The 18,940-nt window shown below is 73.6% G+C and carries 19 protein-coding genes and 1 tRNA gene; 12 read left to right on the top strand and 8 right to left on the bottom strand.

All coding sequences use genetic code 11. The features are described from left to right. Positions 1-135: 135 nt before the first annotated feature. The 5 genes from AB0D32_RS18570 (at position 136) to AB0D32_RS18550 (ending at position 5,131) form a co-directional block, all read left to right on the top strand. Positions 136-513, top strand: a complete 378-nt coding sequence (locus tag AB0D32_RS18570) for an SCP2 sterol-binding domain-containing protein (RefSeq protein ID WP_357091214.1) — start codon at positions 136-138, stop codon at positions 511-513. After that, positions 513-2,573 carry a glycogen debranching N-terminal domain-containing protein gene (locus AB0D32_RS18565; RefSeq protein ID WP_357091212.1) on the top strand — a complete coding sequence of 687 codons (2,061 nt, stop codon included), beginning with the start codon at positions 513-515 and terminating at the stop codon, positions 2,571-2,573. Before AB0D32_RS18570 ends, AB0D32_RS18565 begins: the two co-directional genes overlap by 1 nt. Positions 2,574-2,680: 107 nt before the next feature. Further along, positions 2,681-3,430 (top strand): lysophospholipid acyltransferase family protein, encoded by a 750-nt coding sequence (locus AB0D32_RS18560; RefSeq protein WP_357091210.1) that lies wholly within the window; start codon positions 2,681-2,683, stop codon positions 3,428-3,430. Positions 3,431-3,531: 101 nt separating this feature from the next. Continuing rightward, entirely contained in the window at positions 3,532-4,146 is a 615-nt protein-coding gene (locus AB0D32_RS18555; protein ID WP_357091208.1) for an isochorismatase family protein, read from the top strand. 4 nt (positions 4,147-4,150) lie between these two features. Beyond that, positions 4,151-5,131: a DJ-1/PfpI family protein gene (locus tag AB0D32_RS18550; protein WP_357091206.1), complete on the top strand. Its 981-nt coding sequence runs from the start codon at positions 4,151-4,153 to the stop codon at positions 5,129-5,131. Here AB0D32_RS18550 and AB0D32_RS18545 read toward each other — a convergent pair. From AB0D32_RS18545 to AB0D32_RS18530, 4 genes are all read right to left on the bottom strand, one after another. Then, positions 5,013-5,738 carry a hypothetical protein gene (locus AB0D32_RS18545; RefSeq protein WP_357091204.1) on the bottom strand — a complete coding sequence of 242 codons (726 nt, stop codon included), beginning with the start codon at positions 5,736-5,738 and terminating at the stop codon, positions 5,013-5,015. The two genes, AB0D32_RS18550 and AB0D32_RS18545, sit on opposite strands and share 119 nt — an antisense overlap. Before the next feature lie 73 nt (positions 5,739-5,811). Then, positions 5,812-6,525, bottom strand: coding sequence for a response regulator transcription factor (locus AB0D32_RS18540; RefSeq protein ID WP_357091202.1), 714 nt, complete (start codon positions 6,523-6,525; stop codon positions 5,812-5,814). Then, a complete protein-coding gene (locus AB0D32_RS18535) occupies positions 6,498-7,658 on the bottom strand; it encodes a hypothetical protein (RefSeq protein ID WP_357091375.1) in 1,161 nt (386 codons plus the stop codon). The genes AB0D32_RS18540 and AB0D32_RS18535 overlap by 28 nt, the downstream gene beginning before the upstream one ends. A gap of 4 nt (positions 7,659-7,662) precedes the next feature. Then, complete coding sequence (locus tag AB0D32_RS18530; RefSeq protein WP_357091199.1) at positions 7,663-8,841, bottom strand: ATP-binding protein; 1,179 nt, start codon at positions 8,839-8,841, stop codon at positions 7,663-7,665. On the opposite strand from AB0D32_RS18530, the gene AB0D32_RS18525 reads away from it, so the two are divergent. Continuing rightward, positions 8,804-8,974 (top strand): hypothetical protein, encoded by a 171-nt coding sequence (locus tag AB0D32_RS18525; RefSeq protein WP_357091387.1) that lies wholly within the window; start codon positions 8,804-8,806, stop codon positions 8,972-8,974. The two genes, AB0D32_RS18530 and AB0D32_RS18525, sit on opposite strands and share 38 nt — an antisense overlap. Positions 8,975-9,115: 141 nt before the next feature. Here the strand turns inward: AB0D32_RS18525 and AB0D32_RS18520 are convergent, their stop codons facing one another. After that, positions 9,116-9,673 (bottom strand): DinB family protein, encoded by a 558-nt coding sequence (locus tag AB0D32_RS18520; protein ID WP_357091197.1) that lies wholly within the window; start codon positions 9,671-9,673, stop codon positions 9,116-9,118. A 151-nt stretch (positions 9,674-9,824) separates the two neighbouring features. Here AB0D32_RS18520 and AB0D32_RS18515 point away from each other — a divergent pair, with 151 nt between their 5' ends. Continuing rightward, positions 9,825-10,415: a hypothetical protein gene (locus AB0D32_RS18515; protein WP_357091195.1), complete on the top strand. Its 591-nt coding sequence runs from the start codon at positions 9,825-9,827 to the stop codon at positions 10,413-10,415. A 132-nt stretch (positions 10,416-10,547) separates the two neighbouring features. Beyond that, positions 10,548-11,234 (top strand): tyrosine-protein phosphatase, encoded by a 687-nt coding sequence (locus AB0D32_RS18510; protein ID WP_357091193.1) that lies wholly within the window; start codon positions 10,548-10,550, stop codon positions 11,232-11,234. Positions 11,235-11,298: 64 nt separating this feature from the next. Here the strand turns inward: AB0D32_RS18510 and AB0D32_RS18505 are convergent. Continuing rightward, positions 11,299-11,371: transfer RNA gene (locus tag AB0D32_RS18505), tRNA-Arg, on the bottom strand. A 165-nt stretch (positions 11,372-11,536) separates the two neighbouring features. On the opposite strand from AB0D32_RS18505, the gene AB0D32_RS18500 reads away from it, so the two are divergent. Then, a complete protein-coding gene (locus AB0D32_RS18500; RefSeq protein ID WP_357091191.1) occupies positions 11,537-12,238 on the top strand; it encodes a hypothetical protein in 702 nt (233 codons plus the stop codon). A gap of 55 nt (positions 12,239-12,293) precedes the next feature. On the opposite strand, the gene AB0D32_RS18495 is transcribed toward AB0D32_RS18500, so the two are convergent. Both AB0D32_RS18495 and AB0D32_RS18490 read right to left on the bottom strand, forming a co-directional pair. Then, the gene (locus tag AB0D32_RS18495; protein WP_357091189.1) at positions 12,294-13,331 is read right to left on the bottom strand and encodes an alpha/beta hydrolase; all 1,038 of its coding nucleotides are present in this window, start codon (positions 13,329-13,331) and stop codon (positions 12,294-12,296) included. Between the two features lie 81 nt (positions 13,332-13,412). Further along, positions 13,413-13,823 (bottom strand): HPF/RaiA family ribosome-associated protein, encoded by a 411-nt coding sequence (locus AB0D32_RS18490; protein WP_357091187.1) that lies wholly within the window; start codon positions 13,821-13,823, stop codon positions 13,413-13,415. A gap of 457 nt (positions 13,824-14,280) precedes the next feature. On the opposite strand from AB0D32_RS18490, the gene AB0D32_RS18485 reads away from it, so the two are divergent. From AB0D32_RS18485 to AB0D32_RS18475, 3 genes are all read left to right on the top strand, one after another. Then, positions 14,281-15,138 carry a single-stranded DNA-binding protein gene (locus AB0D32_RS18485; protein ID WP_357091185.1) on the top strand — a complete coding sequence of 286 codons (858 nt, stop codon included), beginning with the start codon at positions 14,281-14,283 and terminating at the stop codon, positions 15,136-15,138. Positions 15,139-16,047: 909 nt separating this feature from the next. After that, complete coding sequence (locus AB0D32_RS18480) at positions 16,048-17,064, top strand: cobalamin biosynthesis protein (protein WP_357091183.1); 1,017 nt, start codon at positions 16,048-16,050, stop codon at positions 17,062-17,064. Further along, positions 17,061-18,605, top strand: a complete 1,545-nt coding sequence (locus AB0D32_RS18475) for a cobyric acid synthase (protein WP_357091181.1) — start codon at positions 17,061-17,063, stop codon at positions 18,603-18,605. The genes AB0D32_RS18480 and AB0D32_RS18475 overlap by 4 nt, the downstream gene beginning before the upstream one ends. Positions 18,606-18,940 lie beyond the last annotated feature (335 nt).

The raw sequence follows: 18,940 nt of genomic DNA, 5'->3' as shown, positions 1-18,940 counted from the left end.
CGCGGGCCGTCACCTGGAACGCGGCCAGTTCGTAGGCGAGGACAGTTCCCGACTCACCCGATCCGGGCGAGATTGGCCCGGCACCGGACGGGGACCCCTGCTCGGAGAGTGACCGACGGGGGAGGAGATGACCCGATGGTGGACGCGACGACGAGGTTCTTCGAGGACCTCGACCGGCGGGAGTACGAGCCCCTCCTGGCGAAGTCCTCCGGCATCCTGCGCTGGGACCTGCAGGAGGGCGCGCGGACGACGCACTGGCTGTTGCGGATCGACCACGGGCGGGTCCAGGTGAGCCAGGAGGACCAGGAGGCCGACGCGGTGGTCGGGACCAGCCCCGAGCTCTTCGACGACCTCGCGACCGGCCGGGAGGACGGGATCGCCGCGCTGCTGCGGGGAGACCTGGCGGTCACGGGAGACCTCCGGCTGGTGGTCCAGCTGGATCGGCTCTTTCCCGGCCCGCCGGACACCCGGGGACCACGCCGTCATTTCGGGGCCCACGGGGAGGTGCGGTGATGGCGACGAACAACACGGTCCGGATCCTGGACGGCAGCACCTTCGTGGTGTCGGAGGACACCGGGGACATCGAGGCGACACCGAGCGAGCCGACCGGGTTCTTCGCCCTGGACACCCGGTACCTGTCGACGTGGGTGTTGACGGTCAACGGAGAACGGCTCAACCCGCTCTCGTACGACGATCTCCAGTACTACGAGGCCCGGTTCTTCCTGGTGCCGGGAATGGCGACGCACTACATCGACGCCAAGTTGTCGATCATCCGGGAACGGATGGTGGGAAACAGCTTCCGGGAGCAGCTCACCATCCTCAACCACGACGAGAAGCCGGTCGACCTGGAGATCAGGATGGACGCGGCGTCCGACTTCGCCGACCTGTTCCAGGTCAAGGACGAGATCCTCAACAAGAAGGGTGAGCTCTACACCGAGGTCGAGTCCGACCGGCTGCGCCTCGGCTACCGGCGGGGCAACTTCACCCGGGAGACGGTGATCTGCTCGTCCCCGCCGCCACGGTACGACAGCAGGGGCTTCGCCTACTCGATCCACCTCGAACCCAACGAGCAGTGGGAAGCCCAGATCGACGTCACGACCGCGGCCCTCTCCACGGGCGGCCGCGACCTGCGGATGGCGCTGCGGGAGCAGACCGCGGGACGGCTGGCACTCCAGCAAGACCTCGAGGAGTGGATCGCCCGGGCCCCCAAGGTGAACAGCCAGCACGACCGGGTCGCCGCGACGTACCGCCGCAGCCTGGTCGACCTGGCCGCGCTGCGCTTCTCGCCGCTCTCCCTCGGCGGGGCGACGTTGCCGGCCGCCGGCCTGCCCTGGTTCATGACCATGTTCGGCCGGGACAGCATCCTGACCTGCCTCCAGACGCTGCCGTTCACGCCGGAGCTGTCGAAGACCACGCTGCGGATCCTGGCCTCGTTGCAGGGCTCGCGGTTCGACGACTTCCGGGACGAGGACCCGGGCCGGATCATGCACGAGATGCGGTACGGCGAGACCGCCGCCTTCGAGGAACAACCGCACTCGCCGTACTACGGGTCGGTGGACGCGACCCCGCTGTTCCTGGTGCTGCTCGACGAGTACGAGAAGTGGAGCGGGGACACGGCGCTGGTCATGGAGCTGGAGCGGGAGTGCCGCGCCGCGCTGAAGTGGATCGACGACTATGCCGACCTGGTCGGCACCGGCTACATCTGGTACGAGCGGCGCAACACCGACACGGGCCTGGAGAACCAGTGCTGGAAGGACTCCTGGGACTCCATCTCCTACCGGGACGGCAAGCTGCCGCCGTTCCCCCGGGCCACCTGTGAGGTGCAGGGGTATGCGTACGACGCGAAGCTGCGGGCGGCCCGCCTGGCCCGCGAGTTCTGGGACGATCCGACGTTCGCCGACCGGTTGGAGCGGGAGGCGGCAGCACTGAGGGAACGCTTCAACCGGGACTTCTGGGTGGAGGACGGCGGGTACTACGCCCTCGCCCTGGACCCGGACGGACGCCAGTGCGACGTGCTGAGCTCCAACATCGGTCACCTGCTCTGGAGCGGGATCGTCGACCACGACCGGGCCGAGAAGATCGCCGAGCACCTCATCGGGCCCCGGCTCTTCACCGGCTGGGGGGTGCGGACGCTGGCCGAGGGCGAGGTCCGCTACAACCCGATCGGCTACCACAACGGCACGATCTGGCCCTTCGACAACTCGTTCATCGCCTGGGGTCTGCGCCGGTACGGTTTCGCCGAGGAGGCGGCGGTCATCGCCAGCGGCATCCTCGACGCGGCCACCTACTTCGAGGGCCGGCTGCCCGAGGCGTTCGGGGGCTACCCCCGCGAGCTGACCAAGTTCCCGGTGGAGTACCCGACGGCGTGCAGCCCGCAGGCGTGGTCGACCGGCACGCCGTTGCTGCTGCTGCGCACGATGCTCGGCCTGGAGCCGCACGAGGGGCACCTCGCGGTGGAGCCCCGGCTGCCGATCGGGATGGGCCGCATCGAGGTGCTGGACATCCCGGGCCGGTGGGGCCGCGTCGACGCGTTCGCCCGGGGCCGCCTCGACGTGCACCGGCTGACCGAGTGACCGCTGGTCCCGAGCCCGCGACCGCCGGCCCTCGCCCGCACGGGCCGGCCGGTCGCGGGCGTGGCGGGGCCGGCGTGGGGTTCAGCCGGGCAGGGTAAGTTCGCGCCATGCCGGAACTCGTGTACCCGCCCGTGATCGCCGCCGCCAAGACGATGTTCCGGGTCCTCGACCTGAAGATCACTGTCGAGGGCGCCCACCACGTTCCGCGTACGGGCGGGGCGGTGCTGGCCAGCAACCACGTCAGCTACCTGGACTTCATCTTCTGCGGGCTGGGCGCGCAACCCTCGAAGCGGCTGGTGCGGTTCATGGCCAAGAAGTCCGTCTTCACGCACAAGGTGTCCGGCCCGCTGATGCGCGGGATGCGGCACATCCCGGTGGACCGGCGGGCGGGCGCCGGGTCGTACGCGACGGCGGTCAGCGCACTGAAGCGCGGCGAGGTGGTCGGCGTCTTCCCGGAGGCGACGATCAGCCGGTCGCTCACCGTCAAGGAACTCAAGAGCGGCACCACCCGGATGGCGTCGGAGGCCGGTGTGCCGGTGCTGCCGGTGGCGCTGTGGGGCACCCAGCGGCTCTGGACCAAGGGCCGGCCGCGCACCCTCACCCGGCGGCACACCCCGATCACCATCCTCGTGGGCGAGCCGATGGACCCGGCCGACTACCCGGACGCCAACGCGATGACCGTCGACCTGAAGGCGCGGCTGAGCGCGCTGGTCGACCGGGCCCAGCGGGACTACCCCGACGCGCCTGCCGGCCCCGACGACACCTGGTGGCTCCCGGCACACCTGGGCGGCACCGCGCCCAGCCCGCAGGAGGCTGCCGCCCTCGACGCCCCCGGCCGCCGGACCCCGACGAGCTGACGGGGCGTCGCCGGCCGTGGCCACGGGGTTGGCCGGATCGTTCCGCAGCGGGTCGGGATGGTGTCTGCCATGCCGGCCCGCGCCCGGCGAGGATTCAACCCATGAGCAGAGCGGCACTCGTCGTCATCGACGTACAGGAGTCCTTCCGCCAGCGCCCGATCTGGGCGTACGGCTCCAACCCCGACATCGTCGGCCAGGTCGACCGGCTGGTCGACGCCGCCCGCGCGCGCGGTGACCTGGTCGTCTGGGTCCTGCACGCCGAGCCGGGCACCGGCGGGGTCTTCGACCCGGCCAACGGGCACGTCCGCCTGATCGAGGGGCTGTCGGCCGCCCCGGGGGAACCGACGCTGGTCAAGACGTCGCACAACTCCTTCACCACCACCAACCTCCAGCAGGTGCTGACGGCGGCGGGCGTACGCGAGATCACCGTCTGCGGCATCCGCACGGAGCAGTGCGTCGAGACGACCGCCCGGGTCGGCAGCGACCTCGGCTACCAGGTGACCTTCGTGACGGACGCGACGATGACGTTCCCGATCCCGCACCGGGACCTGCCGGCCACGGCCACGGCCACGCCGGAGGAGATCCTCGCCGACCCGCGCACCCTGTCGAACGAGGAGATCGTCACCCGCACCGAGTACGTCCTCGCCGGCCGGTTCGCCACGATTCGCACCGTGGCCGAGCTGACCGGCGTCACCCCGGCCGGCGCCCGGGGCTGAGCCGATGGCCCGGGTCGTCTTCCTGCTCGTCCCGCAGCTGCACCTGCTGGACCTCGCCGGCCCGGCCCAGGTCTTCTCCACCGCCGCCGACCTCGGCCACGACTACCGGCTGCACTACGTCGCCGACCGGGAGATCGTGCCGACCGTGCAGGGCGTACCGCTGGTGGCCGGGCTGGAATGGCCCGAGCTGACCCGCGACGACCTGGTGGTCGTACCCGGATGGCGGCTGCGCGCGCACGGACCGCAGGGGCCGGTCGGGCCGGACGACCTACGGCGGCTGGCCGACCACCACGCCGGCGGCGGCACCGTCGCCAGCGTCTGCGCCGGGGCGTACGCCCTCGGCCGGGCCGGCCTGCTCGACGGCCGCCACTGCACCACCCACCACGACGTGCAGGACGAACTGGCCCGCCTGTTCCCGGCGGCGCGGGTGGTCCGCGACGTGCTCCACGTGGTCGACGAACGGGTGGTCACCTCCGCCGGCATCGCCAGCGGCATCGACGTGGCGCTGCACCTGGTGGCCACCCGGCACGGGCCCGCGGTGGCGGCCCGCATCGCCCGCACCCTCGTCGTCCACTCCCGGCGCAACGGCCACGAGCCGCAGGCCGGCGCCATGATGCGGCACCGTTCCCACCTCTCCGACGCGGTGCACCGGGTGCAGGACCTGATCGACCGCCGGTACGCCGAGCCGCTGCCGCTGGCCGACCTGGCCGCCACCGGCGGGGTGGCCGAGCGGACGCTGACCCGACTGTTCCGGCAGGCCACCGGGCTGACCCCGCTCGGCTACCAGCAGTTGCTGCGGGTGGAACGCGCCGAGCACCTCATCGGGCACGGGACCACCATGGAGGCGGCCGCCCGCACCGTCGGCTTCACCGACGCCCGGATGCTGCGCCGGCTGCGGGCCCGTGCCACCCACGGTCGAAGCCTCCCTGCCGGTAGTAGTCCTCCCGGGAGTGGAACTCGACCGGCAGCGACCCGGGCAGGGTGATCCGGGCCTCGCCGGCCCCCGGCCCGCCCCCGGCCCGCACCGCCAGCACGTCCCGCTCGGGCGGCGACAGGTCCACCAGATCGGGGTGGGTCAACCGGAACCCGGCCACCGCCCGGCGCACCCGGCGGGTCAGCTCGGTGACCTCCCCGGCAGGGCCGGTGAGACCGAGGGCCGGCTGCTGGATGGTGCGCAGCGCGTCGCAGACCACCAGCAGGCGGGCCTGCTCTCCCGGCCCGGCCGTCAGCAGCTCCAGCCGCGACGGCCACTGCCAGCGGATCTGGCCGCTGACCAGCCCCGGCAGCCGCACGCCCCGGCGGTGCCGCGCGCCGTCACCGGCCCCACCGACCAGGGCGAGCTGCGGCCCGCCGCCGACGTACGCGATCCGCCGGTCGGTGACGGTGACCGTCACCGGCTCGGGCAGCGTCCATCGGCGTCGCGCCTCCGTCGGGCCGAGCAGATGCCCCGACGCGTGCAGCCGGTGCCGGGCGAGCACCTGCTCGCCGGCCTCGACGATCAGCTCGTGCCGCCGGTCCAGTACCGGCGTCGCGGCGTCGTCCGCGTCGAAGCGGTGCGGTGCGATGAAGAAGGGGGACGCGTCATCGTGCATCGTCATGACCTCCGGTGCCGACGGCATCTGCGCACGAGCGTGGTCGATCCCCGACCGGCTGTCATGACGCCCGTTAGGGGGTCGGCCGGTCGTGGGAAGCCTGTGACCGGTAGATGCCGATCTCCTCCGGTCGGACCAGGCCGTCCTCGATCGCCCGGGCGAGCAGCGCCGCCTTTGTGGCGGCAGGTCGCCCCGCCCGGGTGTACTTGATCCGCGCCCGGTCGACGTACTGCTTGACGGTGTGCTCGCTGATCCGCATCCGCCGGGCCACCGACGCCTTCGACATCGACTGGAACCACAGCAGCAGCGCCTCGCGTTCCTTGTCGGACAGGGCGGGCCGGTCCGGCCGGGGGTCGCCCACGATGGCCCCGGCGAGCGCCGGCGGCACGTACGGGCGGTCGCTGGCGGCGGCCAGCACGGTGGCCACGCAGTGCTCCCGCCCCTCGTGCTTGGCCAGGAACGCGACCGCCCCGGCGTCCAGGGCGGCGAGCATCGTCTGCGGGTCACTGTGCTCCGAGTACACCACCACCCGCCGGCCGGCCGCGCTCAGCTCGGCCAGCTTGTCCAGGGCCATCCGCCCGTGCAGCCGCAGGTCGAGCAGGAGCACGTCGGCGTCGGGGGCGGCCCGCAGCACGGCGTCCGGGTCGTCGCCGGTCGCCAGCACGGACAGCCGGGGCTCGGCGGACAGCCAGGCGCGGACCCCCTCGATGACGACCGGGTGGTCGTCCACGATCGCCACGCCGACCCGCCGCCCGTCGGTCACCCCCGCCACCGGGTCTGTGCCCATCTGATCTCCCCGTCCCGCTCGTAGAGGTACTCCACCCGCCCGTCGTCGCCCGGTGGCCCGGCGGTGTCGGGGCCGGCCCGGTCGGGCGTGACCAGACTGACCACCACCTCGTCGGGACCGGCGACCACGGTCAGCCGGGCCCAGCCCCGGGCGTCGGCCAGGATCGCGGTGAGCGGGTCGGCCAGCCGGCGGCGCACCTCCACCGGCAGCGGCGGCGGGTTGCCGATCGTCACCAGGTCGATCGGCAACCCGTTGCGCTCCGCCAGGTCGACGGCGGCCCGCAGTTCGTGCAGCAGCGGGTCGGGCACGTCGTCGGACTCGGCGATGAGCCGGCGCAGCCGGGCGGCAGCCAGCACGGCCCGCCGCTGCACGTCCGGGTCGGCCGGATCGGCCCGACCGTCAGCCAGTTCCGCGAGCACCTCCTCGGCGGCACCGCTGACCAGCGCGAGGCGGGCACGCCGCTCCCGCCGGGCCCATTCGGCGGCGTCCCGCTCGGCCTCCGCGGCGTGGGCGGTCGTCGCCGTGCGGGCCCGCTGCCGGGCCAGCCCCGCGATCGCCGTACTGCCCACGAAGACCGCCACCGGCAGCGTCGAGGTGCCGTAGACGTACATCGCGTACCGGGCCAGGTCGGCGGGGGCGGTCGCGCCGTGACCGAGCAGCCCGGCCAGCGCGATCAGCGAGTGCGCGCCCAGCAGGGCGACCAGCCCGGACGCCCGCCGCCCCCACAGCGCCACCACGAAGAACCAGCCGAGGGTGCCCCACACCCAGTTCCCGGCGGTGAAGAGCTGCCGCTCACCGGCCGCGGCGAAGACCGCCGCGTCGACCACCAGCAGCAGTGCGGCCACCGGCCAGGCCGGCAGCGGAACGCCGCGCAGCAGACGGAAGGCCGCCAGCACACCGGTGGCCGCGACGAGCAGCCAGCCGGCGAGGACCACCGCCGGCGCCGCGAGTTCCGCCCGGGCACCCAGCGCCGCCGGCAGCGCGATCGCCGCGTGCCAGGCCAGCGCGATGACCACCGCCGCGATCCGGGCCCCGTGGTCGGAGGCGTCGGCCACGGCCGCCGCCGGGTCCGTCGGGGGCTGTCCCCCGTCCGGCGTACGCGCCGTGGGCACCACCGTCGCCGGCGGAGTCATCGTCTCAGTCGACACCGGACCACTCCAACCGGATCCGGGTGCCGGCGCCGGGGCGGGAGTGGATCTCGGCCCGCCCGCCGACCGTGGACATCCGGCCGCGTACCGACTCGCGCAGGCCGTACCGGTGCGCCGGGACGCCTGCCGGGTCGAAGCCGGGACCGTCGTCGGCCAACTCGACCACGACGGTGTCGGCGACCCGGGCCAGCCGTAGCGCGGCGGTCGCGCCCGGCGCGTGCCGGACCACGTTGGACAGCGCGGCGTACGCGCTCTCGGCGAGCGCCTCCGCGACCGGCCCCGGTACCGCGCAGGCCGCCAGCTCGACGGTGACCGGCAGCTCGGGCAGCCGGGCGCGCACCGCCCGCAGCCGCTCGTCCAGCGGCACCGGCCCCTCGGCGGGAGTCGCCCGCGCGTCGGCCAACGCGGTGAGGGTACGCAGGTCGGCGGCGCACCGCTCCCGCAGCGCGGCGGACGGGCCGGCCACCGCGCCCAGCCCGACCATGGTCAGGGTGGCCAGCACCGTGTCGTGCAGATCCCGGTTCTGCCGCCGCTCCGCCTCCCGGGCCCTCCGGGCGACCAGCGCCTCCCGGGTGAGTCGCTGGTGTGCGACGAACGCGTGGTCGGCCCGGCCGATCCGCCGCCGCATGATGGCGGTCATCAGCGCGGCGCACACCGTCTGCACCAGCAGCGTCGCCGCGTGCGCGGTCGCCTCGTCGGGGTGGCCGGCGGCGTGCGCGCCGGCCGCGTAGGCGGCGGTGACCAGCAGCCCCGCCGGGACCGACCAGCGTGCCGGGGCGGTGGCCTGCGCGCTGATCACGGTGGTGCTCGCGAGGATCGCGATCCAGCTTCCCTCGCCGGGCAGCACCTCCGGGGCCACCAGCACCGGGATCGCCAGGCAGGCGGCGGTGGTCGCGGCCACGTCGCCGGCCACCATCCAACGGTCGATGCCGCGCCGCAGCGCGCGGACGCCGTACCAGAGCGACCAGGCGGTCAGCGCCGCGACGGCCGGGACCAGCAGCGTCGGCTCGACGGGCGGCGTGCGCACCGACAGAGCGACCACCGCGCCGACCAGGCCGCAGGTCAGCCGCAGCAGCGCCGGCATGCGGGTGAAGATGAGGGTGAGCGCGCCACCGGCCGGGATGTCCAGCATGGTCGGCGACGTGCTCGGGGCGGCAACGGCCGGCATCGGGGGAGAGGCGTCCTTCTGCGACAACGACCCGTCGGGGTACGCGCGGCGGAGATCGACGCCGGAGAATAACACGGGCGGCTATCCGCAATCACCCTCGGTGCGCACCGTGTCGCTGGTCCGTCAGCGCTGACCGCTCCGGTCGACCTCGGTCCGCGCCGCCGCCAGCCGGACGCCCGCTCCGTTGGTCGGCAGGGCCCTCGCCCCGCCGCCGCGATCGACCGGCGCCGGCCAGGTCCCCTCGGTGCCGGCCGGCCTGCCGCACCTGCCCGGGTCAGCCGAGTCGCAGGTAGAGGTCGCGTAGCAGCGCGACCTCGGCGAGGTGATGGATGGCCTCCCGGTTGATGTGCAGCACGAGCGCCGCCAGCGTCCGGTCCGCGAATGGCCCCTCGGCCGGGCCGCACGGCCGGGCCAGCCCGTCGCGGCCCAGACCGCGCACCCCGGCGACCCACCGGTCGTACGCCTCGTCGAGTTGCGCCAGCGCCGCGTCGGCGGTGCCGGCGTACGCGAAGGAGTCGTAGTCGACCGGAGGGCCACCGAAATGGGCGGCGACGCGGGCCCCGAACACCCCCACGACGACGTGCCCGAGCCGCCAGGCGATCGTGGTGACGGGCGCGGGATCGGGCTGCGGAAACGCGAAGTCGATCAGATGGTCGCCCTGCCCGGCCGCCATCGTGGTGCTGCTCCGCCCACGCGGCCGGACGCCCCAGGCGCCCGGGGCGGGCTCCCAGTGGTATTCGGCGTCGGTCAGCCCGTCGAGACGCGGGCGGGCCTGGTGACGCCAGTGCCAGTCGAGCTGGTCGAGCAGCTCACCGTTCCAGTCGACGCTCACGCCCTGACGCTACGCTCCACCACCGACACAGGCGGCGACGGCACGGCGGGCTCCGGCACGGCGGCGCACCCGTCGGCAGCGCACCGGAGACCTTGGACGGCGGTGCTACTTTCACGCCAATCGCCGCCTTCACCGCAGCCGGGAGCCCACCGTGAAGAAGAGGTACGCCGGCCTGCTGGCCGTCATCGTGGGGACGGCATTCCTCGCCGTCATCGGCACCCTCGGCGGCTGGTACCTGGCCGACCCCACCGACTCCGGACCGGCTGACCGCACCGCGTCCGGATCGGCCGCGCCCACCGCCGCCGGCAGCCCCTCGACCAGGTCCACCGCCCCCGGCCCGTCGGAGTCGCCGACGAAGGAGCAGCCCACAACCCGCACCTACCAGATCGACCGGCTGGTCTACGACCAGGCGGGCCTGACCGTCAGGCTGGTCAGCGCCGAGACCATCGGCGGCAAGCTGCGACTGAACCTGAGATACCGCAACGGCTCGTCGGTCGCCTGGCCGGTTGCTTGCCCGACCGTCGAGGTCGACCGCACCTCATCGGAGATCGTCCTGCCGGGTGGGCGGAGCGTGCATCCCGAGTCGACCTGGTGCGCCACGACACGGGCCGACGAGTCGTTCAGCATCGCGCCGGGCGAGCAGGTGAACAGCTGGGGTGTCTTCCCGGTGACCCCGGAGGCCGGGTCGTCCTTCGAACTGACCTGGTACGACTTCCCGAGCCTCGACGTCCGGCTCCGCTGACCGTCTCGCGGTTCGCCCTGTCGGTCGCCAGCGTCGTCACGACGGCCCTCCAGCAGCGGCGAACAGGTGACGCCCCAGGTGAAACGGGGTTCCCGCGTCGGTGGCAGGTGAGCGGACCAGTAACTTGGCAACGTGCCTGCTGATGTTGACGAGGCCGAGACGAGCCGAGTACCGGTCGCCGTGCCCGGCGTGCGGAACTTCCGGGACGCGGGCGGTGTCGGGGCACTGCGTCGTGGCGTGCTGTACCGGTCCGGCGCGCTGCACGAGCTGCTGCCAGGCGGGGCACAGTCGCTGGAGCAGTTGGGGGTTCGTACGGTCGTCGACCTGCGCAGCGTCCCCGAGATGGCCGACCGGCCGGACGTGTGTGACGGGTACGGTCTCACGCACGTACGTGCGCCGGTGTTCGCCGAGCGCAGCTGGCCGGACGACCAACTGGAGCTCTACCCGTTCATGGCCGAGCACGCGGGGCGATCCGTGGTCGCTGTCATCCGTCGTCTCCTCACCCCGGGCCCGCCCGTCCTGGTTCACTGCGCCTCAGGCAAGGACCGGACCGGTGTCGTCGTCGCCGTCCTTCAGACATTGTGGGGAGCGTCCGAGGCGGAGGTCGTTTCGGACTTCCTCCGGTCGAACGCCGAACTCGGCCTGTCCGGGGGCCCGGCGCCGTCCGCGACGGGACACGGCGCTCTTCCCGTCACGGCCACCCACATCCGTCGGGCGATGCTCTGGATCCGCAGCATCCACGGTTCCGTCTCCGCCTACCTCGTGGAACATGGCGCCACGGAAGCGGAACTGACAGCACTACGAATGCGCGTGACCTGACTGAGCCGGGCCGCTCGCACCACGAATAGCTCCACGCGAGCCGGCCAGGAGAGAGAAGTACCTGTGCGCCCGGCAGGATTCGAACCTGCGGCCTTGGGATTAGAAGTCCCCTGCTCTATCCGCTGAGCTACGGGCGCGCGCGTGCGTGTCGCGCGAGAAGGGTACCGCCGCCCACCGGGTGACCGGTGGAACGGGTGGTCGCGTTCCACGTCGCGGATCAGCGTCGCACGTACCCCCGGTGTTGGTCATCCGGGTTCCGCCGCCCGCGCGGGCTCCCCGGCGGCGGGTCGTACCCTCGGCTGGTGCTGCTTGACCCGGACACCGAGAACGACGTCGCCTACGAACTGTGCCAGCTCCTCGGCCGCGCGATCCTGCCCATCCGCCGGACCGACACCGGGGTGGGGGACGGCGACCGGGGCGAGGGCACCGCGTTTCTCTTCACCGGGCAGGGACGGGAGTACCTGTTGACAGCCGACCCGCTCACCCGCGCCGGGGCGGGGGAGATCGGGCTGCGGGCGAGCGTGACCGAGCCGGCCGGGGTGGCCGCCGAAGCCGTGGCCCTGCCCGACTTCGCCGCCCGGTGGCGGCACCACGAGGATCTCGGTGTCGCCGTCATGCCCACGGCCGGCCTGCACGAGCACGCCGACGGGGAGGGTTGGCGGTGGCGTACCCAACAGGTGCCGGATCCGATCGCGGCCGATCGGGACGCGATCGCCCGGGTGGGCGCGGAGCCGGGCTCCGCCGTCGTGCTCGCCCACGGCGTCGGCGCGGGCGGCACCAGGCCGCTGGAGGTGGCGATCGAGCGGGTGGCGCGCGTGGACGACACCGTCCGGCTCATGGCGGAGCTGCCGGCCGGCTACGTCGGTGCGCCGGTGTTCGGTGTGCAGGCCGACGGCGACGGCGAGGTGGGGCTGCGGTGCCTGGGCCTGGTGCTGCCGGCCCGCGATGGGGGCCACCCGCTGGCCACCTTCGACCGCATCCGGGAGGCAGTCGCCGGGTCGTGAGACCGATGCTGGGTCGCGGGGCTGGCGGCGCTGACGGTGGGTCGCTGGGCCGCGCTCAGTCGCCCTGTGCGGGGGAGCCCGCCGGGTCGGCCTCGTCCGCCGGTTGCCGGCTCGCCGGTGGGCGCTCCCCGGCGCGGACCGTCGGCCCGGCGTCGAAGAACGCGTCGGCCCAGCGTCCGACCTCCTCGAAGACCTTTTCGCGTACGGCGGGGCCGGAGAGCGTGAGGTCGTGCATGCCGCCATCGAAGCGTGCCAGGGTGACGTGCCGGCCGAGACGGGGCGCCCACCGGACCATGTGCTCGACGTCGAGGACGGCGTCGGCGAGGGCGGCCGACTCGTGCCACTTCGCGCCCTTGAACGAGCGGGTCGAGCAGGCGAGCAGCACCGGCACCTGGATGTCCAGGCCGGCGCGGAGCTGCCGCTGGGCGGTGCGGACGGCGTTCAACCAACCGACCCGGACGGGGAAACCGGCGAGCGGCTTCCACGTCAGGTCGTAGTTCCACTCGCCGTGGTGCTCGACGTGGATGCTCTCGCTGTAGACCGTGCCGAGCCCGAAGGGCAGCACCCGGCGCGGCGCCCGGCGGGCCAGCCGGCTGACGGCGGCCGCGAGGGGCCGGCGTACCAGCCACGGGGCGTTGATGTCGAAGAAGGGGCTGTTCAGGAAGAGCCCGTCGATGATCCCGGCGTCGCGGCGGGCGTGCGCCCAGAGCGGCATGATCAGCCCGCCGGTGGAGTGACCCATGGCGAGCAGCGTGTCGTGCCCGTCGTCCTCGCGGATGATCTTCGCGGCGGCATCCAGCTCGGGAAAGTGGTCGCTGAGGTCGCGGCAGAAGTTCGGCGTCTGGTGGGGTAGCAGGCTGCGACCGTACTTGCGCAGGTCGAGGGCGTAGAAGTCCCACCCCCGCTCGGCGAAGAAGTCGCCGAGATGACCCTGGAAGAAGTAGTCGGTGAAGCCGTGCGTGTAGAGCACGGCCCGCCCCGTCGGGCGGTCGGCACGGCGACGGACCAGGGTGGCGACCACCGGTCCCTCGTCGTCGTTGCCCAGGTCGATCGTTTGCCGCTCGTACGGCGGGCCCAGCACGTCCGGTTCCACGACCGCGACGGTACGCCGGGAAACTACCGGGTGGTAGCCCCGCCCGCCCGCACCCGGCGGACGGGGCCTCTCGCGTACGCCTCAGTCGGCCTCGGCGCGGGCCGGTTCCGTGTCGGGCTTGACCTCGACGGCCGGCTGGCCGACGTCGCGCAGGTGCTTGTTGTGCCGGGGCTCCTGCTTGGTCTTCGCGTCGTTGAGCCGCCGCCGCAGGTCGTCCCGGACGTCGTTGAGCGCGGCGTGCAGGTCCTCCTCGGCGGAGGTGGTGACGATCTTCTGGCGGCCGGCGACCCAGCACTCCAGGGTGACCTTCTGGCCCCTGGCCTCCCGGTCCTTCACCGACACCTCCAGCTCGGTGGCGTCGGCGTGGAACCCGGCCAGCCGGGCGTCGAGCGTGGCGAACTGCTCCGCGATCCAGTTCCGGTCACCCTGCGAGAAGCCCGCGCCGACCCGCAGGCACTCCGCCACGGTGGCCGGGTTGGCGACGGCGCTCATCGCCGCACCTGGCCGGAGACGGTGACGGCTGCGGTGCTGGTCATCTTCATGATCGCTGACCTTTCGTTCGTCGTGCTGTCGGCGGTGCGGTTGATCGAATCCATACCCCGCCACCTTCCGTCCGGAACGTGACGTGTCACCCGGCCCTGTCGTCCGGCCGTTGTCCTCCGGTCCTGTCGCTTGGTCCTGTCGTCGGGCCCTGTCCTTCAGTGCTGTCGTCTGGCGCTGTCGTCGTCCGGGGCTGGAAGCGTTGTCGCCTCCCGATCATCGGGCTCATCGCGTGGGCTTCCCAGGGCCGCCCGGCCCTATCACACCGGGACCTTGATCAGGTTCTTGTCCACAGACGGTCCGGTTGTCCACAGGCCGGCGCCTGGTGCTGGCAACGATCGCGCTGAGGGCCCAGGCTCGGCATCGAGTCGACTCGCGATGGCAAGCCCGATCTTCCCCTGGAGGGACGATGTTCGACACCTACGTCACGATCGTGGGCAACGTGTTGACCGCGCCGGAGTGGCGCAGAACCACCCAGAGCAGCACCCTGGTGGCCAACTTCAAGGTCGCCTCGACCGCCCGTCGGCTCGACCGCGAGAGCGGCCGCTGGGTCGACGGCAACAGCCTGCGCGTCCGGGTCAATTGCTGGCGCAAGCTCGCCGAGGGGGTGGCCGCCTCGGTGATGGTCGGCGACCCGGTGGTGGTCTGCGGCCGGCTCTACACCCGCGACTGGACCGACGACGCCGGCAACCACCGCACGCTCTACGAACTGGAGGCGGTTGCCGTCGGCCACGACCTGTCCCGGGGCCGCAGTCGGTTCCAGCGCAACCGGCCGACGATGACCACCAGCACCGTCGAGGACAACGAGGCCGAGCACCGCGTGCACGGCGAGGCGACCGAGCCGGTGCCGGACGGGGAGGCCCCTGTCCTGCCGGACCGCCGACCGCTCGACGACGATTTCGAGCCCGACTTCGGCGCGTTCGCCGCCGGTCGAGGCATGCCGACCGACGCCACCGTCGACGGCTCGCTCGACCCCTTCGACGACCCGGCGGACGACCCCCGCGACGAGGAGCCCGACGGCCCTGAGCCGCAGAACGGCGGCCCGACGGTGGGTGGTGTGACGTCCACGGTGGGTGGTGTGGAGTCCACGGCGGGAGGCTTCAGGGCCGGTGGCGTGAGGCCGGAAGCCGGCGTGTCGGAGAGGGAGGCGGATTCGCCCGACAACACGGTGGGCGAGTCGGGTTCGTCGTCTGAGGAGGCCGAGGCGGGCGTCTCCCCGGCCGGCCGTGGCCGCCGGGGCCGGGGGCGGGCGCCGCAGCCCGCGTGATCAATTGAGCCCGGGCGGCACGACGGGGGCGGGGTGGCGCGGCACTGCCGTCGTCACCCCGCGTGTCGCCCGGTAGCGCTCCCTGTGGGCGCCGCTCAGGTTGGGGAGGGCGCTCCGCTGGGCGGTGCCCTCTGTGGGATGGCGCTTCGGTCGGTGGTGCCCCGCTGGGCGGTGCGTCGGGCGCTCCGCGGGCGGTGCTTTGGCGGGCGACGTTTCGGTTGGAGGGCGCTCCGTGCGGCGCTCGGCGGGGGTGCACCGGTGGGGGTGCGCCGGTGGGGGTGCGTCCAGCTCGACTCGTCTCAGCCGTGCCCACCGGTGGGGTGGCGCTCAGGTTGGATGGTGCTCCCGGCAGGGGGTGGCGCTACGTGGGGCGGTGGTCAGGTCGCGCCATCGGCGCACAGCGTGCCGGCGTGCTCGCCCGGGGTGTCAGCCTGCTCGCCCCGGGGTGTCGGCCTGCTCGCCCCGGGTGCGGCCCGATCACGGTTCGGGCGCGCAAGATTGTTTGCGCCTCAGCCGGGTGTTCGCCGTCGTTTCGCCCGGCTGAGGTGCAAACGATCAGGTCCGCCCGTCCGGCTGGCTGCGGCCGGGCGAAGTCGCAGGCGGAGGCCGAGTGATTCGGGGGATGGGCGACCGTGAGCGGCGCGATCGGGGGCGGGGCGATCGGGGCGGGGTGTTTGGAGACGGGAGCGACCGTGAGGGGGCGATCAGAGGCGGGGCGACCGTGTGCGGGTGCTCGGGGATGGTGGCGGCCGTATGCGGGGCAAGCAGAGACGGGGCAAGCAGAGACCGGGCGAAGAGGAACAGGGCGAAGAGGAACGGGGCGATCAACGACAGGTCGCTCGGGGGCGCGGGTGTTCGGCCGGGGGTGGCGGGCGCTCGGCTAGGCTGGCCGGCCGGAGGTGGTGGCGGGTGCGACAGGCGACGCCGGTGGCGACCGCGGTGGGGCTGGTCGCAGGGTACGCCCTCGACGCGCTCCTCGGAGATCCCCGCCGGTACCACCCCGTGGCCGGCTTCGGCCGAGCCGCCGGGGCACTGGAGCGGAGGATGCACCGCCCGGACCGGGCGGCCGGGACGGCGTTCACCGCGCTGGCTGTCGGCGCGCCGGTGCTGCTCGGGGTGGCCGCCACGGTCGCCACCCGACGCCGGCCGGTGGCCCGGGCGGCCCTGGTCGCGGCTGGAACCTGGACGGTGCTGGGCGGGCGGACCCTGCGGCACGAGTCGACCGTGATGGGGCGAGCCCTGCGCGCCGGCGACCTGCCGGCGGCCCGGCAGCGGCTCGGCCACCTCTGTGGGCGGGACCCGTCCGCGCTCGACGAGCCCGAGCTGGCCCGCGCCACCGTGGAGTCGGTCGCCGAGAACACCTCGGACGCGGTCGTCGCCCCGCTGCTGTGGGGCGCCGTCGCGGGGCTGCCCGGTTTGCTCGGCTACCGTGCGGCGAACACCCTCGACGCGATGGTGGGCCACCGATCGCCACGGTACGCCCGGTTCGGCACCCCCGCCGCCCGCCTCGACGACCTGCTCAACCTGGTGCCCGCGCGGTTGACGGGCCTGCTCACCGTCGCGGTCGCGCCGACCGCGCACGGCGACCGGGAGCGAGCCTGGCACGTGTGGCGCCGGGACCGCAACGACCACCCCAGCCCGAACGCCGGGCAGTGCGAGGCGGCGATGGCCGGTGCCCTCGGCGTACGGCTGGGTGGGCGCAACGTCTACTTCGGGCGCTCCGAGGTACGCCCGTTCCTCGGTGACGGTCCCCGGCCCGAGGCGCGGCACCTCAAGCGGGCCGCCCGGATCTCGGGCGCGGTCGGGCTGGCCGCGCTCGGGCTGGCCGCCGCGTACCCGCTGACCCTCGGCCGGCTGGTGGGCGCCGTCGGCCGGCACGTCGTCAGGAGCGTCAGGGCCGGGGCAGGGCGGGGGAATGAACGGTGACCGGGGGCCTGCTGGTCGCCGGCACCACCTCCGACGCGGGCAAGAGCGTGCTCACCGCCGGCATCTGCCGCTGGCTGCACCGCCGGGGCGTGAAGGTGGCGCCGTTCAAGGCGCAGAACATGTCGAACAACTCTGCCGTCGTCGTCGGTCCGGACGGCAGGGGCGGCGAGATCGGGCGGGCGCAGGCGATGCAGGCCGCCGCCTGCGGCATCGCCCCTGACCTGCGGTTCAATCCGGTGCTGCTCAAGCCCGGCAGCGACCTGGCCAGTCAGGTGGTGCTGCTCGGCGAGGCGGTCGACACGGTCACCGCGGGCAACTTCCGCGAGTTGCGTCCCCGGCTCGCCGAGACGGCGTACGCGGCCCTCGCCGAGCTGAGGACGGCGTACGACGTGGTGATCTGTGAGGGAGCCGGCAGTCCGGCGGAGATCAACCTGCGGGCCGGCGACTACGTGAACATGGGCCTGGCCCGGCATGCCGGCCTGCCCACGATCGTGGTCGGTGACATCGATCGGGGCGGGGTCTTCGCCTCGATGTTCGGCACCCTCGCCCTGCTGGACCCGGCCGACCAGGCGCTGATCGCCGGCTTCGTGATCAACAAGTTCCGGGGCGACCTTGGTCTCCTCCGTCCGGGACTGGACATGCTGCGCCAGGTCACGGGCCGCCCGGCGTACGGGGTGCTGCCCTGGGCGCTCGACCTCTGGCTCGACGCGGAGGACTCGCTCGCGTACGGCCGGGTGCTCGGCCGGCCGGCTGCCCCGCGGGGTACGGACTGGCTGGACGTGGCCGTGGTCCGGCTGCCCCGGATCAGCAACGCCACCGACGTGGAGGCGCTCGCCACCGAGCCGGGCGTACGGGTCCGGCTGACCGTCGAGCCGGCCGAACTGGCCGCTGCCGACCTGGTCGTGCTGCCCGGCTCGAAGTCGACCGTGGCGGACCTGGCCTGGTTACGGCAGACCGGCCTGGCCGACGCCGTCCTGGCGCACGCGTCGGCGGGCAAGCCCCTGCTCGGCATCTGCGGCGGCTTCCAGATGCTGGCCCGCGCGATCCACGACACCGTGGAGAGCCGGCAGGGGAGCGTGCCGGGGCTGGGCCTGCTGCCGATCGAGGTCACCTTCGACCCGCGCAAGACCGTCCGGCAGTCGACCGGCACCGCCGGCGACGACGTCCCGGTTCGCGGCTACGAGATCCACCACGGGTACGTATCGCACGCCGACCCGACGCTGACCCCGCTGTTGACCTGCGCGGACGGCAGTGGGGAGGGAGCGGTCGTCGGTGCCGTGCACGGCACCCACTGGCACGGCGCCTTCGAGTCCGACGGGTTCCGCCGTCGGTTCCTGAGCGAGGTGGCCCGCCTCGCCGGCCGGACCGGCTTCACGGTCGCCCCCGACACCGCCTTCGCCGCCGCCCGCGAGCGCTCCCTGGACCTGCTCGGCGCCCTGGTCGAGGAACACCTGGACACCGACGCCCTCTGGCGCCTCGTCGAGTCCGGCCCGCCCGCCGACCTCCCCTTCATCCCACCCGGAGCCCCACCCCTCCCCTGAGAACCCCCACCCACTCACGGTCCCGCATCACCCCGCCGTGCTCCGCGCCCTCCACCGGCCGGCCAGGGCCAGCGGCAACTGCTCCACGTGCTTCGCGCTCCGCACCCGCCCGTCGATCAAGAGGTTTGCGTCCCGTATGGGCCGCGAACGAGGACACAACCTCTTGGTCACCGCTGCGTGGCGGCGGCGGCTTGCCCGGGGTTGGTGCGGGGCGGTCGGGTGGTGGTGCCGGGCCGGGCGAGCGCCGTGCAGCGGGACGGAGAGCGCGCCGCTCTCCGCCGTCGCCGTCCGTCTCCGTCTCCGTCTCCGTCTCCGTCTCCGTCGCCGGCCTGCCG

It is taken from the genome of Micromonospora sp. NPDC048170, from assembly GCF_040652795.1.
Lineage (GTDB): Bacteria > Actinomycetota > Actinomycetes > Mycobacteriales > Micromonosporaceae > Micromonospora.
This window is presented reverse-complemented; position numbering and strand designations above follow the sequence as displayed.

What these genes read in the sequence shown, in the direction of transcription:
- AB0D32_RS18570 (WP_357091214.1), top strand. Translation starts at nt 136, where the DNA reads ATGGTGGACGCGACGACGAGGTTCTTCGAGGACCTCGACCGGCGGGAG.
- AB0D32_RS18565 (WP_357091212.1), top strand. Translation starts at nt 513, where the DNA reads ATGGCGACGAACAACACGGTCCGGATCCTGGACGGCAGCACCTTCGTG.
- AB0D32_RS18560 (WP_357091210.1), top strand. Translation starts at nt 2,681, where the DNA reads ATGCCGGAACTCGTGTACCCGCCCGTGATCGCCGCCGCCAAGACGATG.
- AB0D32_RS18555 (WP_357091208.1), top strand. Translation starts at nt 3,532, where the DNA reads ATGAGCAGAGCGGCACTCGTCGTCATCGACGTACAGGAGTCCTTCCGC.
- AB0D32_RS18550 (WP_357091206.1), top strand. Translation starts at nt 4,151, where the DNA reads ATGGCCCGGGTCGTCTTCCTGCTCGTCCCGCAGCTGCACCTGCTGGAC.
- AB0D32_RS18545 (WP_357091204.1), bottom strand. Translation starts at nt 5,738, where the DNA reads ATGCACGATGACGCGTCCCCCTTCTTCATCGCACCGCACCGCTTCGAC.
- AB0D32_RS18540 (WP_357091202.1), bottom strand. Translation starts at nt 6,525, where the DNA reads ATGGGCACAGACCCGGTGGCGGGGGTGACCGACGGGCGGCGGGTCGGC.
- AB0D32_RS18535 (WP_357091375.1), bottom strand. Translation starts at nt 7,658, where the DNA reads ATGACTCCGCCGGCGACGGTGGTGCCCACGGCGCGTACGCCGGACGGG.
- AB0D32_RS18525 (WP_357091387.1), top strand. Translation starts at nt 8,804, where the DNA reads ATGGTCGGCGACGTGCTCGGGGCGGCAACGGCCGGCATCGGGGGAGAG.
- AB0D32_RS18530 (WP_357091199.1), bottom strand. Translation starts at nt 8,841, where the DNA reads ATGCCGGCCGTTGCCGCCCCGAGCACGTCGCCGACCATGCTGGACATC.
- AB0D32_RS18490 (WP_357091187.1), bottom strand. Translation starts at nt 13,823, where the DNA reads ATGAGCGCCGTCGCCAACCCGGCCACCGTGGCGGAGTGCCTGCGGGTC.
- AB0D32_RS18485 (WP_357091185.1), top strand. Translation starts at nt 14,281, where the DNA reads ATGTTCGACACCTACGTCACGATCGTGGGCAACGTGTTGACCGCGCCG.